Source organism: Shewanella sp. 10N.286.52.C2 (genome assembly GCF_002874545.1).
In the GTDB taxonomy this organism is placed as follows: domain Bacteria; phylum Pseudomonadota; class Gammaproteobacteria; order Enterobacterales; family Shewanellaceae; genus Shewanella.
Genome location: NZ_MCTV01000010.1, coordinates 82,352 through 98,200, shown reverse-complemented (window position 1 = coordinate 98,200; position 15,849 = coordinate 82,352). Strand labels below are relative to the sequence as shown.

At 43.1% G+C, this 15,849-nt stretch carries 13 protein-coding genes, 1 other RNA gene and 1 pseudogene; 9 read left to right on the top strand and 6 right to left on the bottom strand.

All coding sequences use genetic code 11. From position 1 onward, the window contains the following. Window positions 1–299: 299 nt before the first annotated feature. The 4 genes and pseudogenes from rpe to BCU94_RS19735 all read left to right on the top strand — a co-directional run. Window positions 300–974 carry a ribulose-phosphate 3-epimerase gene (gene rpe, locus BCU94_RS05150; protein WP_102440335.1) on the top strand — a complete coding sequence of 225 codons (675 nt, stop codon included), beginning with the start codon at window positions 300–302 and terminating at the stop codon, window positions 972–974. Window positions 975–976: 2 nt separating this feature from the next. Further along, window positions 977–1,699, top strand: coding sequence for a phosphoglycolate phosphatase (locus BCU94_RS05145; RefSeq protein ID WP_102440334.1), 723 nt, complete (start codon window positions 977–979; stop codon window positions 1,697–1,699). A gap of 4 nt (window positions 1,700–1,703) precedes the next feature. Then, the gene (trpS, locus tag BCU94_RS05140; RefSeq protein ID WP_102440333.1) at window positions 1,704–2,705 is read left to right on the top strand and encodes a tryptophan--tRNA ligase; all 1,002 of its coding nucleotides are present in this window, start codon (window positions 1,704–1,706) and stop codon (window positions 2,703–2,705) included. 75 nt (window positions 2,706–2,780) lie between these two features. Beyond that, window positions 2,781–2,978, top strand: a pseudogene (locus BCU94_RS19735) (EamA/RhaT family transporter); the annotation flags it as partial. 83 nt (window positions 2,979–3,061) lie between these two features. Here BCU94_RS19735 and BCU94_RS05130 read toward each other — a convergent pair. The 4 genes from BCU94_RS05130 to BCU94_RS05115 all read right to left on the bottom strand — a co-directional run bounded on the left by BCU94_RS05130 (window position 3,062) and on the right by BCU94_RS05115 (window position 6,470). Continuing rightward, a complete protein-coding gene (locus BCU94_RS05130) occupies window positions 3,062–3,637 on the bottom strand; it encodes a BON domain-containing protein (RefSeq protein WP_102440332.1) in 576 nt (191 codons plus the stop codon). After that, entirely contained in the window at window positions 3,634–4,227 is a 594-nt protein-coding gene (locus BCU94_RS05125; RefSeq protein ID WP_076541969.1) for a phosphoheptose isomerase, read from the bottom strand. Before BCU94_RS05125 ends, BCU94_RS05130 begins: the two co-directional genes overlap by 4 nt. Window positions 4,228–4,308: 81 nt before the next feature. Further along, window positions 4,309–4,635 carry a YraN family protein gene (locus tag BCU94_RS05120; RefSeq protein WP_102440355.1) on the bottom strand — a complete coding sequence of 109 codons (327 nt, stop codon included), beginning with the start codon at window positions 4,633–4,635 and terminating at the stop codon, window positions 4,309–4,311. 11 nt (window positions 4,636–4,646) lie between these two features. Next, on the bottom strand, window positions 4,647–6,470 hold the full coding sequence (locus tag BCU94_RS05115; protein ID WP_102475809.1) for a penicillin-binding protein activator: 1,824 nt from the start codon (window positions 6,468–6,470) through the stop codon (window positions 4,647–4,649). 89 nt (window positions 6,471–6,559) lie between these two features. Between BCU94_RS05115 and rsmI the strand changes: the two genes are divergently transcribed. Together rsmI and rnpB are read left to right on the top strand one after the other, a co-directional pair. Then, complete coding sequence (rsmI, locus tag BCU94_RS05110; RefSeq protein WP_102440330.1) at window positions 6,560–7,402, top strand: 16S rRNA (cytidine(1402)-2'-O)-methyltransferase; 843 nt, start codon at window positions 6,560–6,562, stop codon at window positions 7,400–7,402. A 113-nt stretch (window positions 7,403–7,515) separates the two neighbouring features. Next, window positions 7,516–7,859, top strand: an RNA gene (rnpB, locus tag BCU94_RS05105) — RNase P RNA component class A. Window positions 7,860–7,921: 62 nt separating this feature from the next. On the opposite strand, the gene BCU94_RS05100 is transcribed toward rnpB, so the two are convergent. Together BCU94_RS05100 and BCU94_RS05095 are read right to left on the bottom strand one after the other, a co-directional pair. Then, window positions 7,922–9,193 carry a YeeE/YedE family protein gene (locus BCU94_RS05100; RefSeq protein ID WP_102475808.1) on the bottom strand — a complete coding sequence of 424 codons (1,272 nt, stop codon included), beginning with the start codon at window positions 9,191–9,193 and terminating at the stop codon, window positions 7,922–7,924. A 420-nt stretch (window positions 9,194–9,613) separates the two neighbouring features. Then, window positions 9,614–10,546 (bottom strand): LysR family transcriptional regulator, encoded by a 933-nt coding sequence (locus BCU94_RS05095; RefSeq protein WP_102475807.1) that lies wholly within the window; start codon window positions 10,544–10,546, stop codon window positions 9,614–9,616. An 88-nt stretch (window positions 10,547–10,634) separates the two neighbouring features. On the opposite strand from BCU94_RS05095, the gene BCU94_RS05090 reads away from it, so the two are divergent. The 3 genes from BCU94_RS05090 to BCU94_RS05080 all read left to right on the top strand — a co-directional run bounded on the left by BCU94_RS05090 (window position 10,635) and on the right by BCU94_RS05080 (window position 15,826). Beyond that, window positions 10,635–11,441: a class II aldolase/adducin family protein gene (locus BCU94_RS05090; protein WP_102440327.1), complete on the top strand. Its 807-nt coding sequence runs from the start codon at window positions 10,635–10,637 to the stop codon at window positions 11,439–11,441. A 126-nt stretch (window positions 11,442–11,567) separates the two neighbouring features. Further along, the gene (locus BCU94_RS05085) at window positions 11,568–12,458 is read left to right on the top strand and encodes a bile acid:sodium symporter family protein (RefSeq protein WP_102440326.1); all 891 of its coding nucleotides are present in this window, start codon (window positions 11,568–11,570) and stop codon (window positions 12,456–12,458) included. 287 nt (window positions 12,459–12,745) lie between these two features. Beyond that, entirely contained in the window at window positions 12,746–15,826 is a 3,081-nt protein-coding gene (locus BCU94_RS05080) for a chemotaxis protein CheB (RefSeq protein WP_102475806.1), read from the top strand. The last annotated feature ends 23 nt before the right edge of the window (window positions 15,827–15,849 follow it).

Below are 15,849 nucleotides of genomic sequence, written 5' to 3'. Positions count from 1 at the left end.
AGGGCTATCCTTGTCTTATACTTTCAGAAATTATTCAAAAGGGATTAATCATCTATCTACATTGGCATATACGCTGCCTAGCAGAAGATTGTTCACAATACACAGTGACATGTGTCGCATTATAGCAAGTTTGTTTAGATATTGAACAGTCATCATGTGTGATCTAGATCAACTTAATATCGACATAGCACTAAAATTTACATTTCTTGCTGTTGAAAAAGTTTTATTAGCGATTGAGACTAGAGCGATTTCTCTGCAAAGGGTAAAATACTGTCACTTATAACCGCCTCGAGAAGACTATGCGTCCATTTTTGATTGCCCCATCTATTTTATCTGCCGATTTCGCCCGTTTAGGTGATGACGTTAAAGCCGTTTTAGATGCCGGTGCTGACGTTGTTCATTTCGATGTTATGGATAATCATTATGTGCCTAATTTAACCATTGGCCCTATGGTATGCAAAGCGTTGCGGGACTACGGCATTACTGCTGATATTGATGTACATTTAATGGTTAAGCCTGTTGATAGTCTAATTCCTGATTTTGCTAAAGCAGGCGCATCAATTATAACTTTCCACCCAGAAGCCACAGAACATCTTGATCGCAGCCTACAGCTGATTAAAGAATCAGGCTGTAAGGCAGGCTTAGTGTTTAATCCTGGTACACCATTACATTACCTTGACCATGTGATGGACAAATTGGATGTGATTTTATTAATGTCAGTAAACCCAGGTTTTGGTGGCCAGTCATTTATCCCATCGACACTGGCTAAGCTTAAGCAAGTGCGTGACATTATTGATGCCAGCGGTTATGACATCCGTTTAGAAGTCGACGGTGGGGTAAAAGTAGATAATATTGCTGAAATCGCCGCTGCAGGCGCCGATATGTTTGTCGCAGGCTCTGCTATTTTCAATCAACCTGATTACAAAGTAGTTGTTGATCAAATGCGTGATGAACTAGCAAAAGTTGAAGGCTAATTATGACAGTATTTTCTAATATTAAAGCCATCGCTTTTGATTTAGATGGAACACTTATTGATAGCGTTCCTGATTTAGCTGCGGCAACTAATGCAACACTAACAGAGTTATCATTACCTAACGCACAAGAAGCGCAAGTTAGAAGCTGGGTTGGCAATGGTGCCAATATGTTAATGCGCCGCGCTTTAATGTTTGCTCAACCACAAGTGACTGATACGCAGGCTATTGACGCTCAATTAGAGCAAGTTATGCCAAGGTTTATGCACCACTATGGGCTTCATTTAGAAAAACACAGTAGCTTGTACCCTAACGTGTTAAGCACCTTGAAGCAGATAAAAGCTGCTGGCTATAACATGGCAATTGTGACTAACAAACCGTACAAATTTACCACACCGTTACTTGAGTCTTTTGGTATAAGTGCGTTTTTTGATCTTGTACTTGGTGGCGACTCGTTAGAAAAAATGAAACCCGACCCATTGCCATTAACGCATATTTTGCAGCAATGGCAACTTGAGCCAGCACAACTGCTTATGGTAGGTGACTCAAAGAATGACATACTCGCTGCGAAATCTGCCGGTCTAAGCTCAATTGGCTTGACCTATGGCTACAACTACGGTGAAGATATCGCCCTGAGCAGCCCAACGGCAGTATGTGAACAATTTAATGAAATTTTAGCGCTACTGAATTTATCCGCTGAAATGAATGCAACATCAATGGAGCAATAAACGAATGACTGCAAAACCTATCGTGTTTAGTGGTGCTCAACCATCAGGTGAGCTGAGTATTGGTAACTACATGGGCGCACTTCGTCAATGGGTTAACATGCAAGATAGCCACGACTGTATTTATTGCGTAGTTGATTTACATGCAATTACTGTAAGACAAGACCCTGCGAAACTACGTGAAGCCTGTTTAGATACCTTAGCTATTTACCTTGCATGCGGTATCGACCCTGAAAAAAGCACGGTATTTTTACAATCTCAAGTTCCGCAGCATACACAGCTGAGCTGGGCGTTAAACTGTTACACCCAAATGGGTGAGCTAAGCCGTATGACCCAGTTTAAAGATAAGTCGCAAAAGCATGCAAACAACATCAATGTTGGCTTGTTTGATTACCCTGTATTAATGGCTGCAGATATCTTGCTATATCAAGCTAACGAAGTACCTGTTGGTCAAGATCAAAAGCAGCACTTAGAGCTAACCCGTGATATCGCGACGCGCTTTAATAATGCCTATGGTGATACGTTTGTCGTGCCAGAGCCGTTTATTCCGCCAACGGGCGCAAAAGTCATGTCACTGCAAGAGCCGACTAAGAAAATGTCTAAGTCGGATGAAAACCGTAACAACGTTATTGGTTTACTTGATGATCCTAAAGCGATTATGAAGAAAGTGAAAAAAGCCATGACCGATAGCCAAGAGCCACCAGTGGTGCGTTTTGACGTTGAAGAAAAACCAGGCGTTTCAAACTTATTAAGCCTGATGTCAGGTTGTAATGGTCAGTCAATCGAGTCAATTGAAAAAGACTTTGAAGGCAAAATGTACGGTCACTTAAAAGTCGCTACCGGTGAAGCAGTTGTCGCTATGCTTGAGCCGCTGCAAGAGCGCTACCGTGAGATTAGAGCCGATGAAGATTATCTTAATGCAGTATTTAAAGCCGGTGCTGAAAAGGCACAAGCTCGTGCAGAAGAGACGATCAAAAAGGTCTACGAGAAAATCGGTATGATTGTGTAGTATCTGTTTTTTTAAGACAAAAAAAGCCAGCATCAAGCTGGCTTTTTGTGAGCTGCCAATAAAGGCTAATGGTTTGAAATCGCCGTGGCTGAATACTCAGGATTACTATTTTGTGTCATGTTTGGATGGGTATGGTTTGGGGAATGGTTAGATGGGCTCGGTTGGCTGGGAGCTGGGTTGATTGTGCTGCCGACAACACTCGTTTCAATATGTGGAAAAGTCTTGATAGCCAAGCGTAAAGTATTGGCTAATAGGTTGGTCGAAACGCAATAATAGAAGGTTACTCATTAGCAACAGCCAATAAAAATAGTCTATACAAACTCTTTTTATTGGCAGTCTAATGATGAGTTATTGAGCTAGTCATCTTTATCGACGTACTCAAATACTTTGATTACCTTACGTACACCAGAAGTATTGCGGGCGATATCAACCGCAATATCCGCTTGTTCGCGATCGATTAACCCCAGTAAAAATACCTCGCCGTTTTCCGTGATCACTTTAACTCGGGTCACATCCAAAGACTTCTCATTTAGCATCCGCGTTTTAACCTTGGTTGTTACCCAAGTGTCGTTGCTGCGAGTGGTAAATGAGGTAGGGTTACCAATGCGAATTTGATTATGTAATTTGCCGCCAATTTCCAGCTCTTGTACCGTTTTAATGGCTTTATCCCGCAACATTGAGTTAGGAGATTGACCAATCATCAATACATTACTGTTTAACACCACACCGGTAATATTGGTCTGGTTATGAATATCTTCATGCTTAGACAGTGCGCTGGTAATTTCAAAGTCGGCATTGGTATCACTGATTTGTGTCGACATACTACGCTCATCATTGACCATTTTGGCCCCGCCAACAGCACCAACCATCACCACGCCAGCGCAGCCTTGAAGAAGGAAAAGTATTGCTATGACAAGAGCCGTTTTTATCATGCTTGCTCGTCCTGTGGGAACAGAGTGCGGTCAATATTGTCACATAAGCAGTGAATTGCTAATAAGTGAACTTCTTGAATACGCGCAGTGACATTGGATGGAACTCGTACTTCAACATCGCCAGCGCTCATCAAGCCCGCCATAGCGCCGCCGTCTTTACCGGTTAATGCCACAATAGTCATGTCACGGCTTAATGCAGCTTCCATGGCTTTAATGATGTTACCTGAGTTACCGCTGGTCGAAATTGCTAATAAAATATCACCTGGTTGACCCAGTGCCATGATTTGCTTTGAGTAAATTTCGTCATAGCTGTAATCGTTAGCAATAGCTGTAATGGTTGAAGTGTCACAACTTAACGCGATAGCAGGTAGCGGTGGACGCTCAATTTCATAGCGGTTTAATAACTCAGCTGAGAAATGCTGCGCGTCACCTGCACTGCCACCATTACCACAGGCTAGGATCTTGTTACCACTTAAAAGACATTGCACCATCATTTCAGCCGCTTTCTCAATCGACTCTGGTAATGCTTCAGCAGCATCAATCTTGGTTTGAATTGACTCTGTAAAGCTATCTTTAATACGTTCTAACATGGGTTAAATCCTTACAAGGTAAAGTGTTGCTAGCATGCTTTATTTCTTCAATTGAGCAGCATTATAGCTAAAAATGGCTGTTTAAAAACACCCCTGAAGCCATTGAATGTCGGTTGTGTTAATGGCAACCATATCAAAACGGCATGGGGCATTGATTTTATGGGTTTGTATATACTGTTGGGCTGCTTTTCTGATGCGAGAAATCTGTGCTGCAGACAGGGCGGTGAGTGCGCCGCCAAATTGGGTTGATGAGCGAAATTTTACTTCAACAAAGACCCAAGTTTGTTGGTCGCGCATGATTAAATCAATTTCACCAAAGCGGTAACGCTGATTTTGAGCCACAAACTTAAGGCCTTGCTGTTCAAGGTAAGTGCGCGCGGTTAATTCAGCCTGTTGGCCTTGACCCACAGTTGACGACATCATAATGGGCGCAGCTGGCCTCGTTGGTATTTACCCCAACTGAGTTTACGCTCAATTACGCCATTTTCATCCACCGATAATGCGCCACTACGGCCATTGAACTGGTAGCCAGGAAAGGCGCGCATTTGCGCTAAACGATTGACTAAATCAAGGGCGTCATAACCCATGATGTATAAACGCTTCTGGCTGTTATTCCAATTGCTCCAGAGTTTTTTGACCATGGTGGTTTCAGTATTCGTGCCCATTAACCAAGGGATATCACTGATCATCAGGTTGTTAAGCTCTTGAGCCGATTGAGTCGAGCTGCCACTTAAACGGCTGCGGCTGGTGGTATACAGGGCAACCGGATCGGCAAACACACTAAAATTGACGTCTAAAAAGGGCTTTAATAGCACTAAATCTTTTGCGGCTGAGATCATGTAAATAGCATCAATATCACGACGTGAGCGAAAATCAGCTTCAATATTGTTGCCAATCAGCTCTTTTATTCTAGCAATTCGCGCTTGGCTGTCTTTAACACCTAAGGCTTCTTGTACTGTTAGCTTCATCTGATCGCCGCGATCATAAAAGTGGACTTCAGCATTGTCTTCAGTGAGCTCAAGCCACTTTTTATTAAAGCTTTCTGCCATACGTTTACCCGTTGAGTCATTACTGACTAACAATAACGGTAGCGTGATGCCATCTTCATACAGTTTTTGCGCGGCATCACTGGCTTCTTGTGCTGGCGATAACGAAAAGTAAAACTGATCATTTTTTGGGGTAAAGCTGTCGGTTTGATTTAAATACAGCTGCGGCACAGTGAGTAAGCCTTGCTCATTGAGGGCTTGCAGCTCTTCAACTGCTGAAGGCAATAGCGGCCCAATCACAAATTCAGCACCTGCAGCAATAGCAGCTTGATAGGCCTGCTCAACCCCAAGGTTGGTGTCAAAAAAATTAAGCTCCACATTGTCTTCAATTGCGGCCATATAGCTGGCTAACAGACCTTGTCTAATAGGCTCAGCAACATCAGCGCGGCTGCCCGTAAGCGGTAATAGCACCGCAATATTTTGCGGTTTAAACGGCTTGGCATTTAAGGCTTGCTCTAAATCAGAAGGTAGCTTGCTCGCACCTGGGTGATTAGGATTGGTTTGTTGCCATTCGCCTAAGTAGCGAACTAGCTGTGATGGGTCAACCGCATAATGTTTGGCAATATAGGCTAACTGTAACCAGCCTGAAAAGGTGGGATTGCTGTTGTCACTCATAAAGCTTTTAATGGTTTCTTCATGCAGTGGCTGTAGCGTACGCCAAATAGTGTCATTCACTTCAAAGGCTTGCTGCTGCGGAAGATATAAACTGAGTAAACTTAATTGTCTAAGCTCATCAATAGGCTGCTTAGTTTGATTAAATAAGCGGGCTTTATATTGATGATAAGTGACTCTTTGCCACTGGGGTAATTTCCATTGGTTAGGATAGCGTAAAATTGCTAATGCATCGGCATCTGAGCTGGTGTTTTCAGCCACCCGCGCAGAAAGGTAAATATACTCAGCCTGAATGCTTAAATCACTTTGCAAATCAGCTTTCATCGAGGTCAAAAGCTTGCTTGCGGCAACAAAATTGCCATCATTGATATAAGCATGGGCGGCAAGTAGCAAATAGCGGTCGCGAATTTGCGGCTGTTTAGCATTGCTTGCTGCAGATAAATAAACATTAGCCGTTTGTTCAACGGATGCCATTGAGCTATCAATAGCCTGTTTATTTTCAGTAGGTTGAGTCGCACAACCAAATAACACGGCTGATAAAATGGCGGCGAAAACAAATTTAGTTGTATTCAGTCTTTTTAACACAGGGCTTCACTCTGGTAAGATGCTGACTCTAGTTTAACCTGCTCTTTCACTTGGCGAAAGTCTTGATGATAGTCAATACAGAGGTAGTTATGGACCTATCGGTCGCACTTTATATCGTTCCCACTCCTATAGGCAATTTAGGAGACATCAGCAGCCGTGCAATCGAGGTGCTTAATAACGTTAAACTTATTGCCTGTGAAGACACGCGTCATAGTGGTAAATTGCTCAGTCATTTTGGCATTGAAACCCGTAAGACGGCGTTGCATGATCATAATGAACGTGACAGAGCCCAGTGGATTATTCAAAAGCTGAGTAATGGTGAAGCTGTGGCACTTATTTCTGATGCGGGCACGCCGCTCATTTCAGATCCTGGCTACCACTTGGTCAAACAGGTGCGTGAAGCAGGTTACAATGTTATTCCGTTGCCGGGCCCTTGCGCAGCAATTACCGCCTTAAGTGCATCAGGATTACCTTCAGATCGTTTTTCATTTGAAGGCTTTTTACCTTCAAAAGAAAAAGGCCGTTTAGACAAATTATCAGCACTTAAAGAAGACTCAAGAACCTTAATCTTCTATGAATCACCACATCGCATAGTGCACAGTTTAGAGTCAATTGTGGCGGCATTAGGCGAAGACCGTGAAATTGTCATGGCCCGTGAAGTGACTAAAACCTTTGAGACCTTTTTATCTGGCGCAGCAGGCGCTGTACTGCAACAAGTTAAAGATGACTTAAATCAGCAAAAAGGCGAAATCGTATTAATGATCCATGGTCACCGCAGTGACAGTGATTCAGAAATACCCACAGTGGTGATCAATACTTTAAAATTGCTATGTAAAGAACTGCCACTTAAAAAAGCCTCGGCATTGGCTGGCGAAATCTACGGCCTTAAAAAGAATGCGCTTTACAAATACGGTTTAGAAATCGGTCTATAGAGAATAGGTTGAGCTGAGTAGTTAGCTCAACCTGTTTACCTCAGCTTCATATGGTTTGCCATAAAGCCATATTTTAGTTGGTGTGTTGCAGTGGCTTAGGCTATAATCCGCGCCGAGTTGGCCAGACAGTTGCTGCGTTCGCAAGAACGGGGAGGAAAGTCCGGGCTTCAAAGAGCAGGATACCAGGTAACGCCTGGGCGGTGTAAACCGACGACAAGTGCAGCAGAGAGGAGACCGCCAACTTCGGTTGGTAAGGGTGAAAGGGTGCGGTAAGAGCGCACCGTGCGGCTAGTAATAGTTCGTAGCAAGGTAAACTCTATCCGAAGCAAGACCAAATAGGGTCCCGTATGGCGCTGCTCGCGTTGGGACCGGGTAGGTCGCTTGAGCCTGTGAGCGATTGCAGGCCTAGATGAATAACTGTCCAAGACAGGACCCGGCTTATCGGCCAGCTCACCTAATAGTACGAAGCCCGCTTATCGAAAGATAAGCGGGCTTTTTGCTGTCTAGTCTATCAGTAACTTATTTCATTACCGCTTGTTGGAAACGGTTACCTGCAATGGCGCCGATGACAAGTACCAGTAAATACACCCAGCCAGATAATGAGAAATTAGCAATGGGGGTGAACAAGGCGCCGACATTACAGCCGTTAGCAAAGCGTGTACCAAAGCCCATTAACAGTCCACCTAAAGCAAACAATGCCAGCTGTTTTGTTGAGTGGTTTATGGCAAATGAGAATTTAAATTTACCCATAAATAACACCGCGATGAGTGTACCTAAGAAAATCGCGAAGTTTTGTACTGATACCCCGTGTTCAAAAAAAGGCGTACTGAACATGGCTTCTGGTCGTTGGCTTATTTCAGTAATGGTGTTCATTTCAACCCCAAACAACATCAAACCTTTAGCAAACCAAATACCAAAGGGAGTCGATGCGCCCCAGCCTGAGCCGGTACTTGCCATCATGATGCCAAAAATAACTGCGATGACTAATGCCGTGGTGCGCATTTGCCACAGGCTGGCAAGCCAGTTTTGGTATGTTTTGCGGCTAAATAACGTGAACTGTGTGTCTGCATCACGGTTAACGCTTTGGGATTGAAGCTGTTGACGCTCTATTTCACCTGCCACACCTAAGTATGAACCTTTACGGCGGCGATAGTTTTCATATTTCTTGGCAATAATCACCATGGTTAACGCTAAAACTATGGTCACTAAAATGGACATGAAGTAACCATTTAGCGGCGTGCCAGCAAACAAGTCGGGTAAAAACACCCCTTTACCTTGATAGCTTGCTGATGAAAACCAGCTATCCGTTATCCAGCTTTGGCTGCTTTGCAATGGAAAGCCAAAAAAGACCCCCGCGCCAAAAAACACTAAGGTGATTGCTGCTCTTGGCACATCACTGACAAACTCCACCATCATCCCCGTTGCGCAGCAACTGGATAAGCTCATACCTGCGCCAAACATGATGCCGCCAATCAATAGCCCTGCATTAATGGGGTTAATCCATAAATCATAGTGCTGGCTATCAGCGTTAAGCAATAAACCGGCATTGATGATGGCAGTGATCACAAACATGAACATCAGGGTTTGCAATAATTGAGTAGAGCCGCGGCGGTAAGCGCGGTTAATACTGCCTGCAAAACCGATGGCGCCTTTGGCTAACGCAAAGCCTAAACTAAGGCCTAATAACAAGCGTAAAAACAGCCCGTCATTGGCTAATTGAGTCGCACCAACCACTAAGGTTAATAGCAAAATGGCAACGGCCATCACCGCTTGATTTTTATTTATTTCCACAAGACCAACTAATTATTTTTGATAACAAACTTTAAACAGAAACTAAACAAATGATATATTTTTCATATGTTTATGTGTGCCTGCTATTTTGAAAGGAGATTATGGTGAACCCGCTTGTTGCTGTCTATCGTCAACCGCTGTTTTAAATAGACCGCTTTGTAATAACTCATGCAATAAAGTGAATTATGATGGTACTTATTTCATGTCTAAACCATGAAATAGCTCAGTTATCGATTCAATTACTAGCATATGGATCAAAATAACATGGTTGCTATGTTGGTTGGCTTTTCATTGGCTGTAATAGAGTATTGAGTGTCTAGACGATAATAAAATAGGCGCTATAGTGATTGTAAGTCAGCGTGTTATTACATCACAAAGCCCCCTTTTGTAGAATAAGGAGTGTGTGAGTTACGAGTTCTTTTATGGCTGCTTGTGCTCAACCCTTAAGTCTAACTCTTCCTTTGCTATTTTTAACAGTTTATCCCGCATCCAACCATTTAATGGGTCATGCTCCGCTTGTTTATGCCAATACATATAGACAGGTAAATCGGGTACTTCAAAGGGCAGCTCTACCACACTCACGGGCATTTTATCTTTGAGTAGACTGGCGTAAGCATTTGGCATAGTCAGTAACATATCGCTGCGACTGATCACGCTGGTGGCGGCAAAATAATGCTCACATCGCAAGGCTATTTTTCTCGCAAGCCCGTGCATCGCTAACGCCATATCCACGAGGTCAACTTTGGAATCTTTTAAGGTGACCAAGGCGTGGGGGAAATTAACATAGTTGGCTAAGGTTAAGTCTTGCAATATCGGATGACCTTGGCGGCATATTAACGAAAACCGCTCATTACACACTAGTGTGTGGCGAATATCGTCATGGGTTGGCATTAATACATCAATGACAATATCTAAGTCTTGATGCATTAACGCGGGCTCCATTTCAACCTGTGTAACTTGACGGCTATTTACTGTGATATTAGGGGTATTTGTCAGTAAGTCAGTGACCAATACTGGGAAAAATATCGATTCTAAAATATCGCGAAAACCAAACTTAATCTCCCGCTGATGTTGACTGACATCAAAGGCTGTATTGTCTGACAGTGTTTGCTCTAACACTGCTAATCCGTCAATCACTTGGGGAATAATGTTCTGGCAAACGGATGAAGGCACCATTTTTCTGCCGTGGCGGATAAACAGTGGGTCGTTAAATTTGTCTCGTAATCGTGCTAGTGCGTGGCTAACCGCTGGCTGGGTAAGATGCAGTTTAGTCGCAGCGGCGGTAATACTGCCTTCTTGATAGACAGCTTTGAGCACTAAGAACAAATTTAAATCAATCTTACTATGCATCATATTAATGTTTCGCCATAAATTTATATCACTTTTATTTATCTTACGACTATTTACATTAGATTAACATGAGTTAAAAAAGGAACAGTTAATGAATAGTCATATGATGGAACAAGCGAAGCGCATGACCATAGGTAGTGAGAAATATAAGCTACCAATGCCAGCGACATTTAGCGATCCGCTAGAGCAACGTGAATATGAAAAGCAGCGCTTAGCGGCAGGTTTTAGGGCGTTTGCCCTTAAAGGATTTGATGAAGGATTAGCAGGGCATATTACCTTGCGTGACTGCATTGAACCAGAGACTTTTTGGGTCAATCCTGTTGGGATGTACTTCGGCCACATTACAGTCTCTGACTTAGTTAGGGTTGATCACCAGGGTAATATTATTGAGGGGAACTCTGCCATTAATAATGCCGCTTTTGCCATTCATTCTAGGATCCATCATGCCAGACCGGATGTGAATGCCATTGCTCATGCGCATACCACTTATGGTCGCGCTTTTTCTGCCTCGGGTGAGTTATTAGCGCCAATTTCCCAAGATGCTTGTATGTTTTATCAAAATCACAGTGTGTTTAATGCGTTCACAGGAGTTGTCGCTGAATTAAGTGAAGGCGATATGATTGCTGAATCATTAGCTGATAATACCGCAGTTATTTTACAAAACCATGGGCTGTTAACCGTGGCTAAATCAGTAGATGCTGCGGTGGCTAACTTTGTGATGATGGACAGTTGTTGCCATAGTCAATTATTGGCACAAGCAGCGGGCAATATGCAGCTTATTAGCGATGAAATTGCCACTAAAACCCGTCAGTTTAATGGTTCTGACTTGGTGACATGGGGTAACTTTCAGCCCTTGTTCCAACAAGTGCTTGCTCAAGATAGTCGTTTTCTTGATTAAAGCGAGAGCAAACAGTGATTATAGGCGTCAGCAAAAAGTGCCAGTAGAAAGTACCTGCAGGGATAAATAACATCAATGGACATCAATGGACATCAATGGACATCAATGGACATCAGGGGGGGATGTATGGAAGCGTCAATTTTTACTGAGGTGTTATTACCGCTGGCATTGGCCTTTATTATGCTTGGTATGGGGTTGAGTTTAACTCAGCAAGATTTTACGCGCTTATGGCGCACACCTAAACCCATTATAGTGGGTTTGCTTGGGCAAGTGATTCTGCTGCCTTTGTTGGCGCTAGGTATTTGTATCGCGTTAGACCTTAATGCTGCATTGGCGGTAGGTTTGATGATCCTTGCAGCTTGTCCCGGCGGCACTATGTCTAATGTCTTTAGTCATTTAGCTAAAGCAAATCTAGCACTATCAGTCAGTTTAACGGCGTTATCCACATTAATTTGTGTGTTTACCACGCCGTTTATTATTGGTTACTCGGTGCTGTTATTTGTAGGTGATCAAGCGACAGAGTTTTCAATTTTGGCAGCGGCCTTAGGGCTGGTGCTGATTACTTTACTGCCTGTATTGATAGGCATAGTGATTCGGCACCATTACGCATCTTGGGCACAAAAAGTGGCAGTGTATTTTAGGCGGTTTTCACTGTTTTTTATGCTCACTATGATTATTGCCCTGATAATCAAAGAGCGTGAGTTGTTACTCGAATCATTTGAACAAGTCTTTCTGGCGAGTATTTCACTGAATATATTATCGGTAATGATGGGGCTATTACTGGCTAGGTTGTGCTCATTATCCATTATTGATGGACTAACGTTAGGCATTGAAGTTGGTATGCAAAATGCGGCTTTGGCAATATTAATTGCGATCAGTTTTTTGCATGAACCTGAGTATGCTATTGCCGCAGGGGTATATGGTTTAACTATGTACATTGGCCCTAGTTTATTAGTGTATTGGGTTAAGCACTTTCGCGGCCGAAAAACACAGGTGCAGCAACCTGCTAATCGTTAATGATGAAGGCTATTGTTATCATGACTTTCAAACATTAACAATGGGTGGCACTTTATTTAATAATAACTAATGCGATAAGGTGAATATTAATGGCCACTATACAATAGCTAAATCATCCGTTATAGAGGTGCTTAGTGCTAACCTCTATGATTGAATCGTCTGTAATTACGACCAATATATGTATTAAAGTCCTTATTAATCAGTAATGAGGCTAAGTTTATTGAGTTTCTTGCTCATGGGGCGCATTATCTAAACTCGACTTCTTTAACATAAAATCACTTCAAATAATGAAAAAGCCCAATGCTGCTACCGCGCCGACTCCGCTGACAACTGATGTAAAAACGTCGGCGACAAAGGCTGACTTTCCTATTATTGGTATTGGTGCTTCTGCTGGCGGCCTTGAGGCCATTGAGCAGTTTTTAAGCCAGGCTAAAGCTGATTGCGGTATGGCTTTTGTGGTGGTGCAGCATCTAGACCCTCACCATAAAGGCATTATGTGTGAGCTGTTGCAGCGTGTAACCCCGCTTAAGGTGCTACAAATTAGCGATCGCATGATGGTTAAGCCCAATCATGTATATGTTATCCCGCCCGCTTATGACCTAACTCTTTTAAATGGGACATTACTGCTATTTCCTCGTGTTGAGCCCCATGGGTTACATTTACCGATAGATTATTTTCTTAAGTCTTTAGCGGCTGATAAACAGGCTCAAAGCATTGCGGTGATTCTGTCGGGAATGGGCTCAGACGGCACGCTTGGGTTACGGGCTATCAAAGAAAAATTTGGTGCAGTGTTTGTACAGCGCCCTGATACGGCCAAATTTGCCAGTATGCCTAAAAGTGCCATTGATACCGGACTAGTTGATGCTGTAGCACCCGCAGATGTGTTAATGGATAATGTGGTTAATTACCTCAACCACATGCCTATTCAGGTTGAAAATACTGAACAAGATCACCACGACATTAAAAAAGTCATCGCCTTGCTGCGATCCCATACAGGGCATGATTTTTCCCGTTACAAAAAAAGCACCATTTATAGACGTATTGAGCGGCGCATGGCTTTGCATAAGCTCACCAGCATTGCTGACTATGCTCAGTATTTACGCAGTAATGCCCAAGAAAATGAACTGCTGTTTAACGAGTTACTCATTGGTGTGACACACTTTTTCCGTGACAGTCAGGTTTGGCTGCAGCTTCAGGATGAGGTTATTCCAGCATTGCTGGCTAAACACCCAGAAGGCGGCACCTTGCGAGCTTGGGTACCTGCTTGCTCTAGCGGTGAAGAGGCTTATACATTGGCAATCGTGTTTCAAGAAGCCTTAAAGCAAGGGAGTTATCCCCAGCATTTTGAGTTGCAGATATTTGCCACCGATCTTGATAATGACGCGGTTAAAAAAGCCCGAGCTGGGATCTACCCGGCGAGTATTGCAGATGATATTGCTCAAACGCGATTAGATCATTATTTTGTGGCCAATAAGGCAGGTTACCGCATCGGTAAAGAAATACGGGAGATGGTTATTTTTGCCCAGCAAAATCTGGTCACCGATCCACCATTTACTAAGCTTGATTTAATCAGTTGTCGAAACTTGTTTATCTATTTAGAAGCGGATTTACAGCAAAAGCTGATCCCCTTATTTCATTACAGCTTAAATCCTGGTGGGGTGCTGGTGTTAGGCACCTCTGAAACCATAGGTAAAGACGACGTCCTGTTTAGTGCTGTGCATGAAAAACTGCGTATTTATCAGCGATGCGAGACAATTGAACCGATTAATTTAATGAGCTTTCCAAGCAGAACCTCAGGTGGCTATTCACCTGAGCAAATGTTTGAAAAACTGGTGCCCGCTAAAACCCAAGGAGTTGATGATTTGAACTTAGAAGACTTGACCCAATCGCTGTTGCAAGAGCACTTTGTGCCAGCGGCGTTGCTGACCACAGAGCAAGCGGATATCGTCTATATCAATGGTAAAACTGGCAATTATTTAGAGCCCGCAGCCGGTAAAGTGAATCACAATCTATTTGCAATGGCTCGTGAAGGTTTAACTGCGCCCATAAGTGAAGTGTTTAATCGGGCTGTGCGCCAAAAGAAGAAGGCTGAACTAAGAAATATTAGTGTGGGGACTAATGGCAATACAGTGCAAGTGGATGTGAGTGTGCAACCATTGCTGCAACCTGCAAGTCTGTGTGGCATGGTATTGGTGCTGTTTAGTGAATCATCAATGCAGACTTCGGCTTTAAGCACGCACAGTAGCGCTGATGGCGTTGATAGCGCTACTGATACTGATGAAATAGTTGCCTTAAACCAAGTCCTGCAACAGGCTCGGGATGATTTAAGGATCACCACCAATGAGATGCAGTTTGCACAAGAAAACCTCAAGTCGACTAATGAAGAATTACAAAGCACCAATGAAGAGCTGCAAAGTACTAACGAGGAGCTGACCACCTCTAAAGAAGAAATGCAGTCGATGAATGAGGAATTACAAACCGTCAATCATGAGCTAAACACTAAAGTTAATGAGTTGTCAGAAGCCAGTGATGACATGAAAAACCTGCTTAATAGCACCAATATTGCCACCTTGTTTTTAGATAGCGATCTTAAGGTGCGCCGTTATACCACTGAAACACGCAGTATTTTCAAACTCATTGCCAGTGATGTTGGTCGTCCGATCACTGATTTAGTTAGCTCGTTAATTTATCCCGCCTTGGCTGATGATGCCTGCGAAGTGCTGCGGAGCCTGATATTTCAGCAAACAGAGGTGCAAACCCATGATGGTCGCTGGTATATCGTGCGCATCATGCCTTATCGCACCCAAGAAAACCTCATCGATGGCGTAGTGATCACCTTTAGTGACAATACTGAAAACAGAATGGCGAGTATTGCCATGACGCAATCGGAATCGCGATTCCGATTATTATTTGAAAATTCCTCCCATGCAGTTGCCTATAAAAGAATCATTTTGAACAATGACAAAGCGGTAGACTTCAACTATCTTGAAGTAAACAACGCTTATGTTGGCATAACCGAACTACATGACGTAATTGGAAAAAATGGCAGTGAAGTCATTCCAAATATCCTCCAATCGAATAGTGATTTTATGGCTGCTTGTGGTCGCGTCGCTATGTCTGGCAAGCCAGAAAAAATTGAGTATTACGTAAAAGAAACTAAGCAATGGTTTGAATGTTCAATGTACTCACAACAACAAGGTCTGTTTGTTTGTGTGACTGAAAACATTACCGATAAAAAGCACAACTTAAAAACCTTAAATAATGTAAGGGAAATACTTAAGCGGGGGAATAACTCCTCTGAAGCAGAGCTTAGGAATTTATTGGTGGATGTACAAAATAATCTGGAGAAACTTTGCAAGATGGAATAGCAAAGTGATATCCAAAGGCAAAG

Coding starts and splice junctions, on each gene's coding strand:
- rpe (WP_102440335.1), top strand. CDS start 300: ATGCGTCCATTTTTGATTGCCCCATCTATTTTATCTGCCGATTTCGCC.
- BCU94_RS05145 (WP_102440334.1), top strand. CDS start 977: ATGACAGTATTTTCTAATATTAAAGCCATCGCTTTTGATTTAGATGGA.
- trpS (WP_102440333.1), top strand. CDS start 1,704: ATGACTGCAAAACCTATCGTGTTTAGTGGTGCTCAACCATCAGGTGAG.
- BCU94_RS05130 (WP_102440332.1), bottom strand. CDS start 3,637: ATGATAAAAACGGCTCTTGTCATAGCAATACTTTTCCTTCTTCAAGGC.
- BCU94_RS05125 (WP_076541969.1), bottom strand. CDS start 4,227: ATGTTAGAACGTATTAAAGATAGCTTTACAGAGTCAATTCAAACCAAG.
- rsmI (WP_102440330.1), top strand. CDS start 6,560: ATGGACCTATCGGTCGCACTTTATATCGTTCCCACTCCTATAGGCAAT.
- BCU94_RS05095 (WP_102475807.1), bottom strand. CDS start 10,546: ATGATGCATAGTAAGATTGATTTAAATTTGTTCTTAGTGCTCAAAGCT.
- BCU94_RS05090 (WP_102440327.1), top strand. CDS start 10,635: ATGAATAGTCATATGATGGAACAAGCGAAGCGCATGACCATAGGTAGT.
- BCU94_RS05085 (WP_102440326.1), top strand. CDS start 11,568: ATGGAAGCGTCAATTTTTACTGAGGTGTTATTACCGCTGGCATTGGCC.
- BCU94_RS05080 (WP_102475806.1), top strand. CDS start 12,746: ATGAAAAAGCCCAATGCTGCTACCGCGCCGACTCCGCTGACAACTGAT.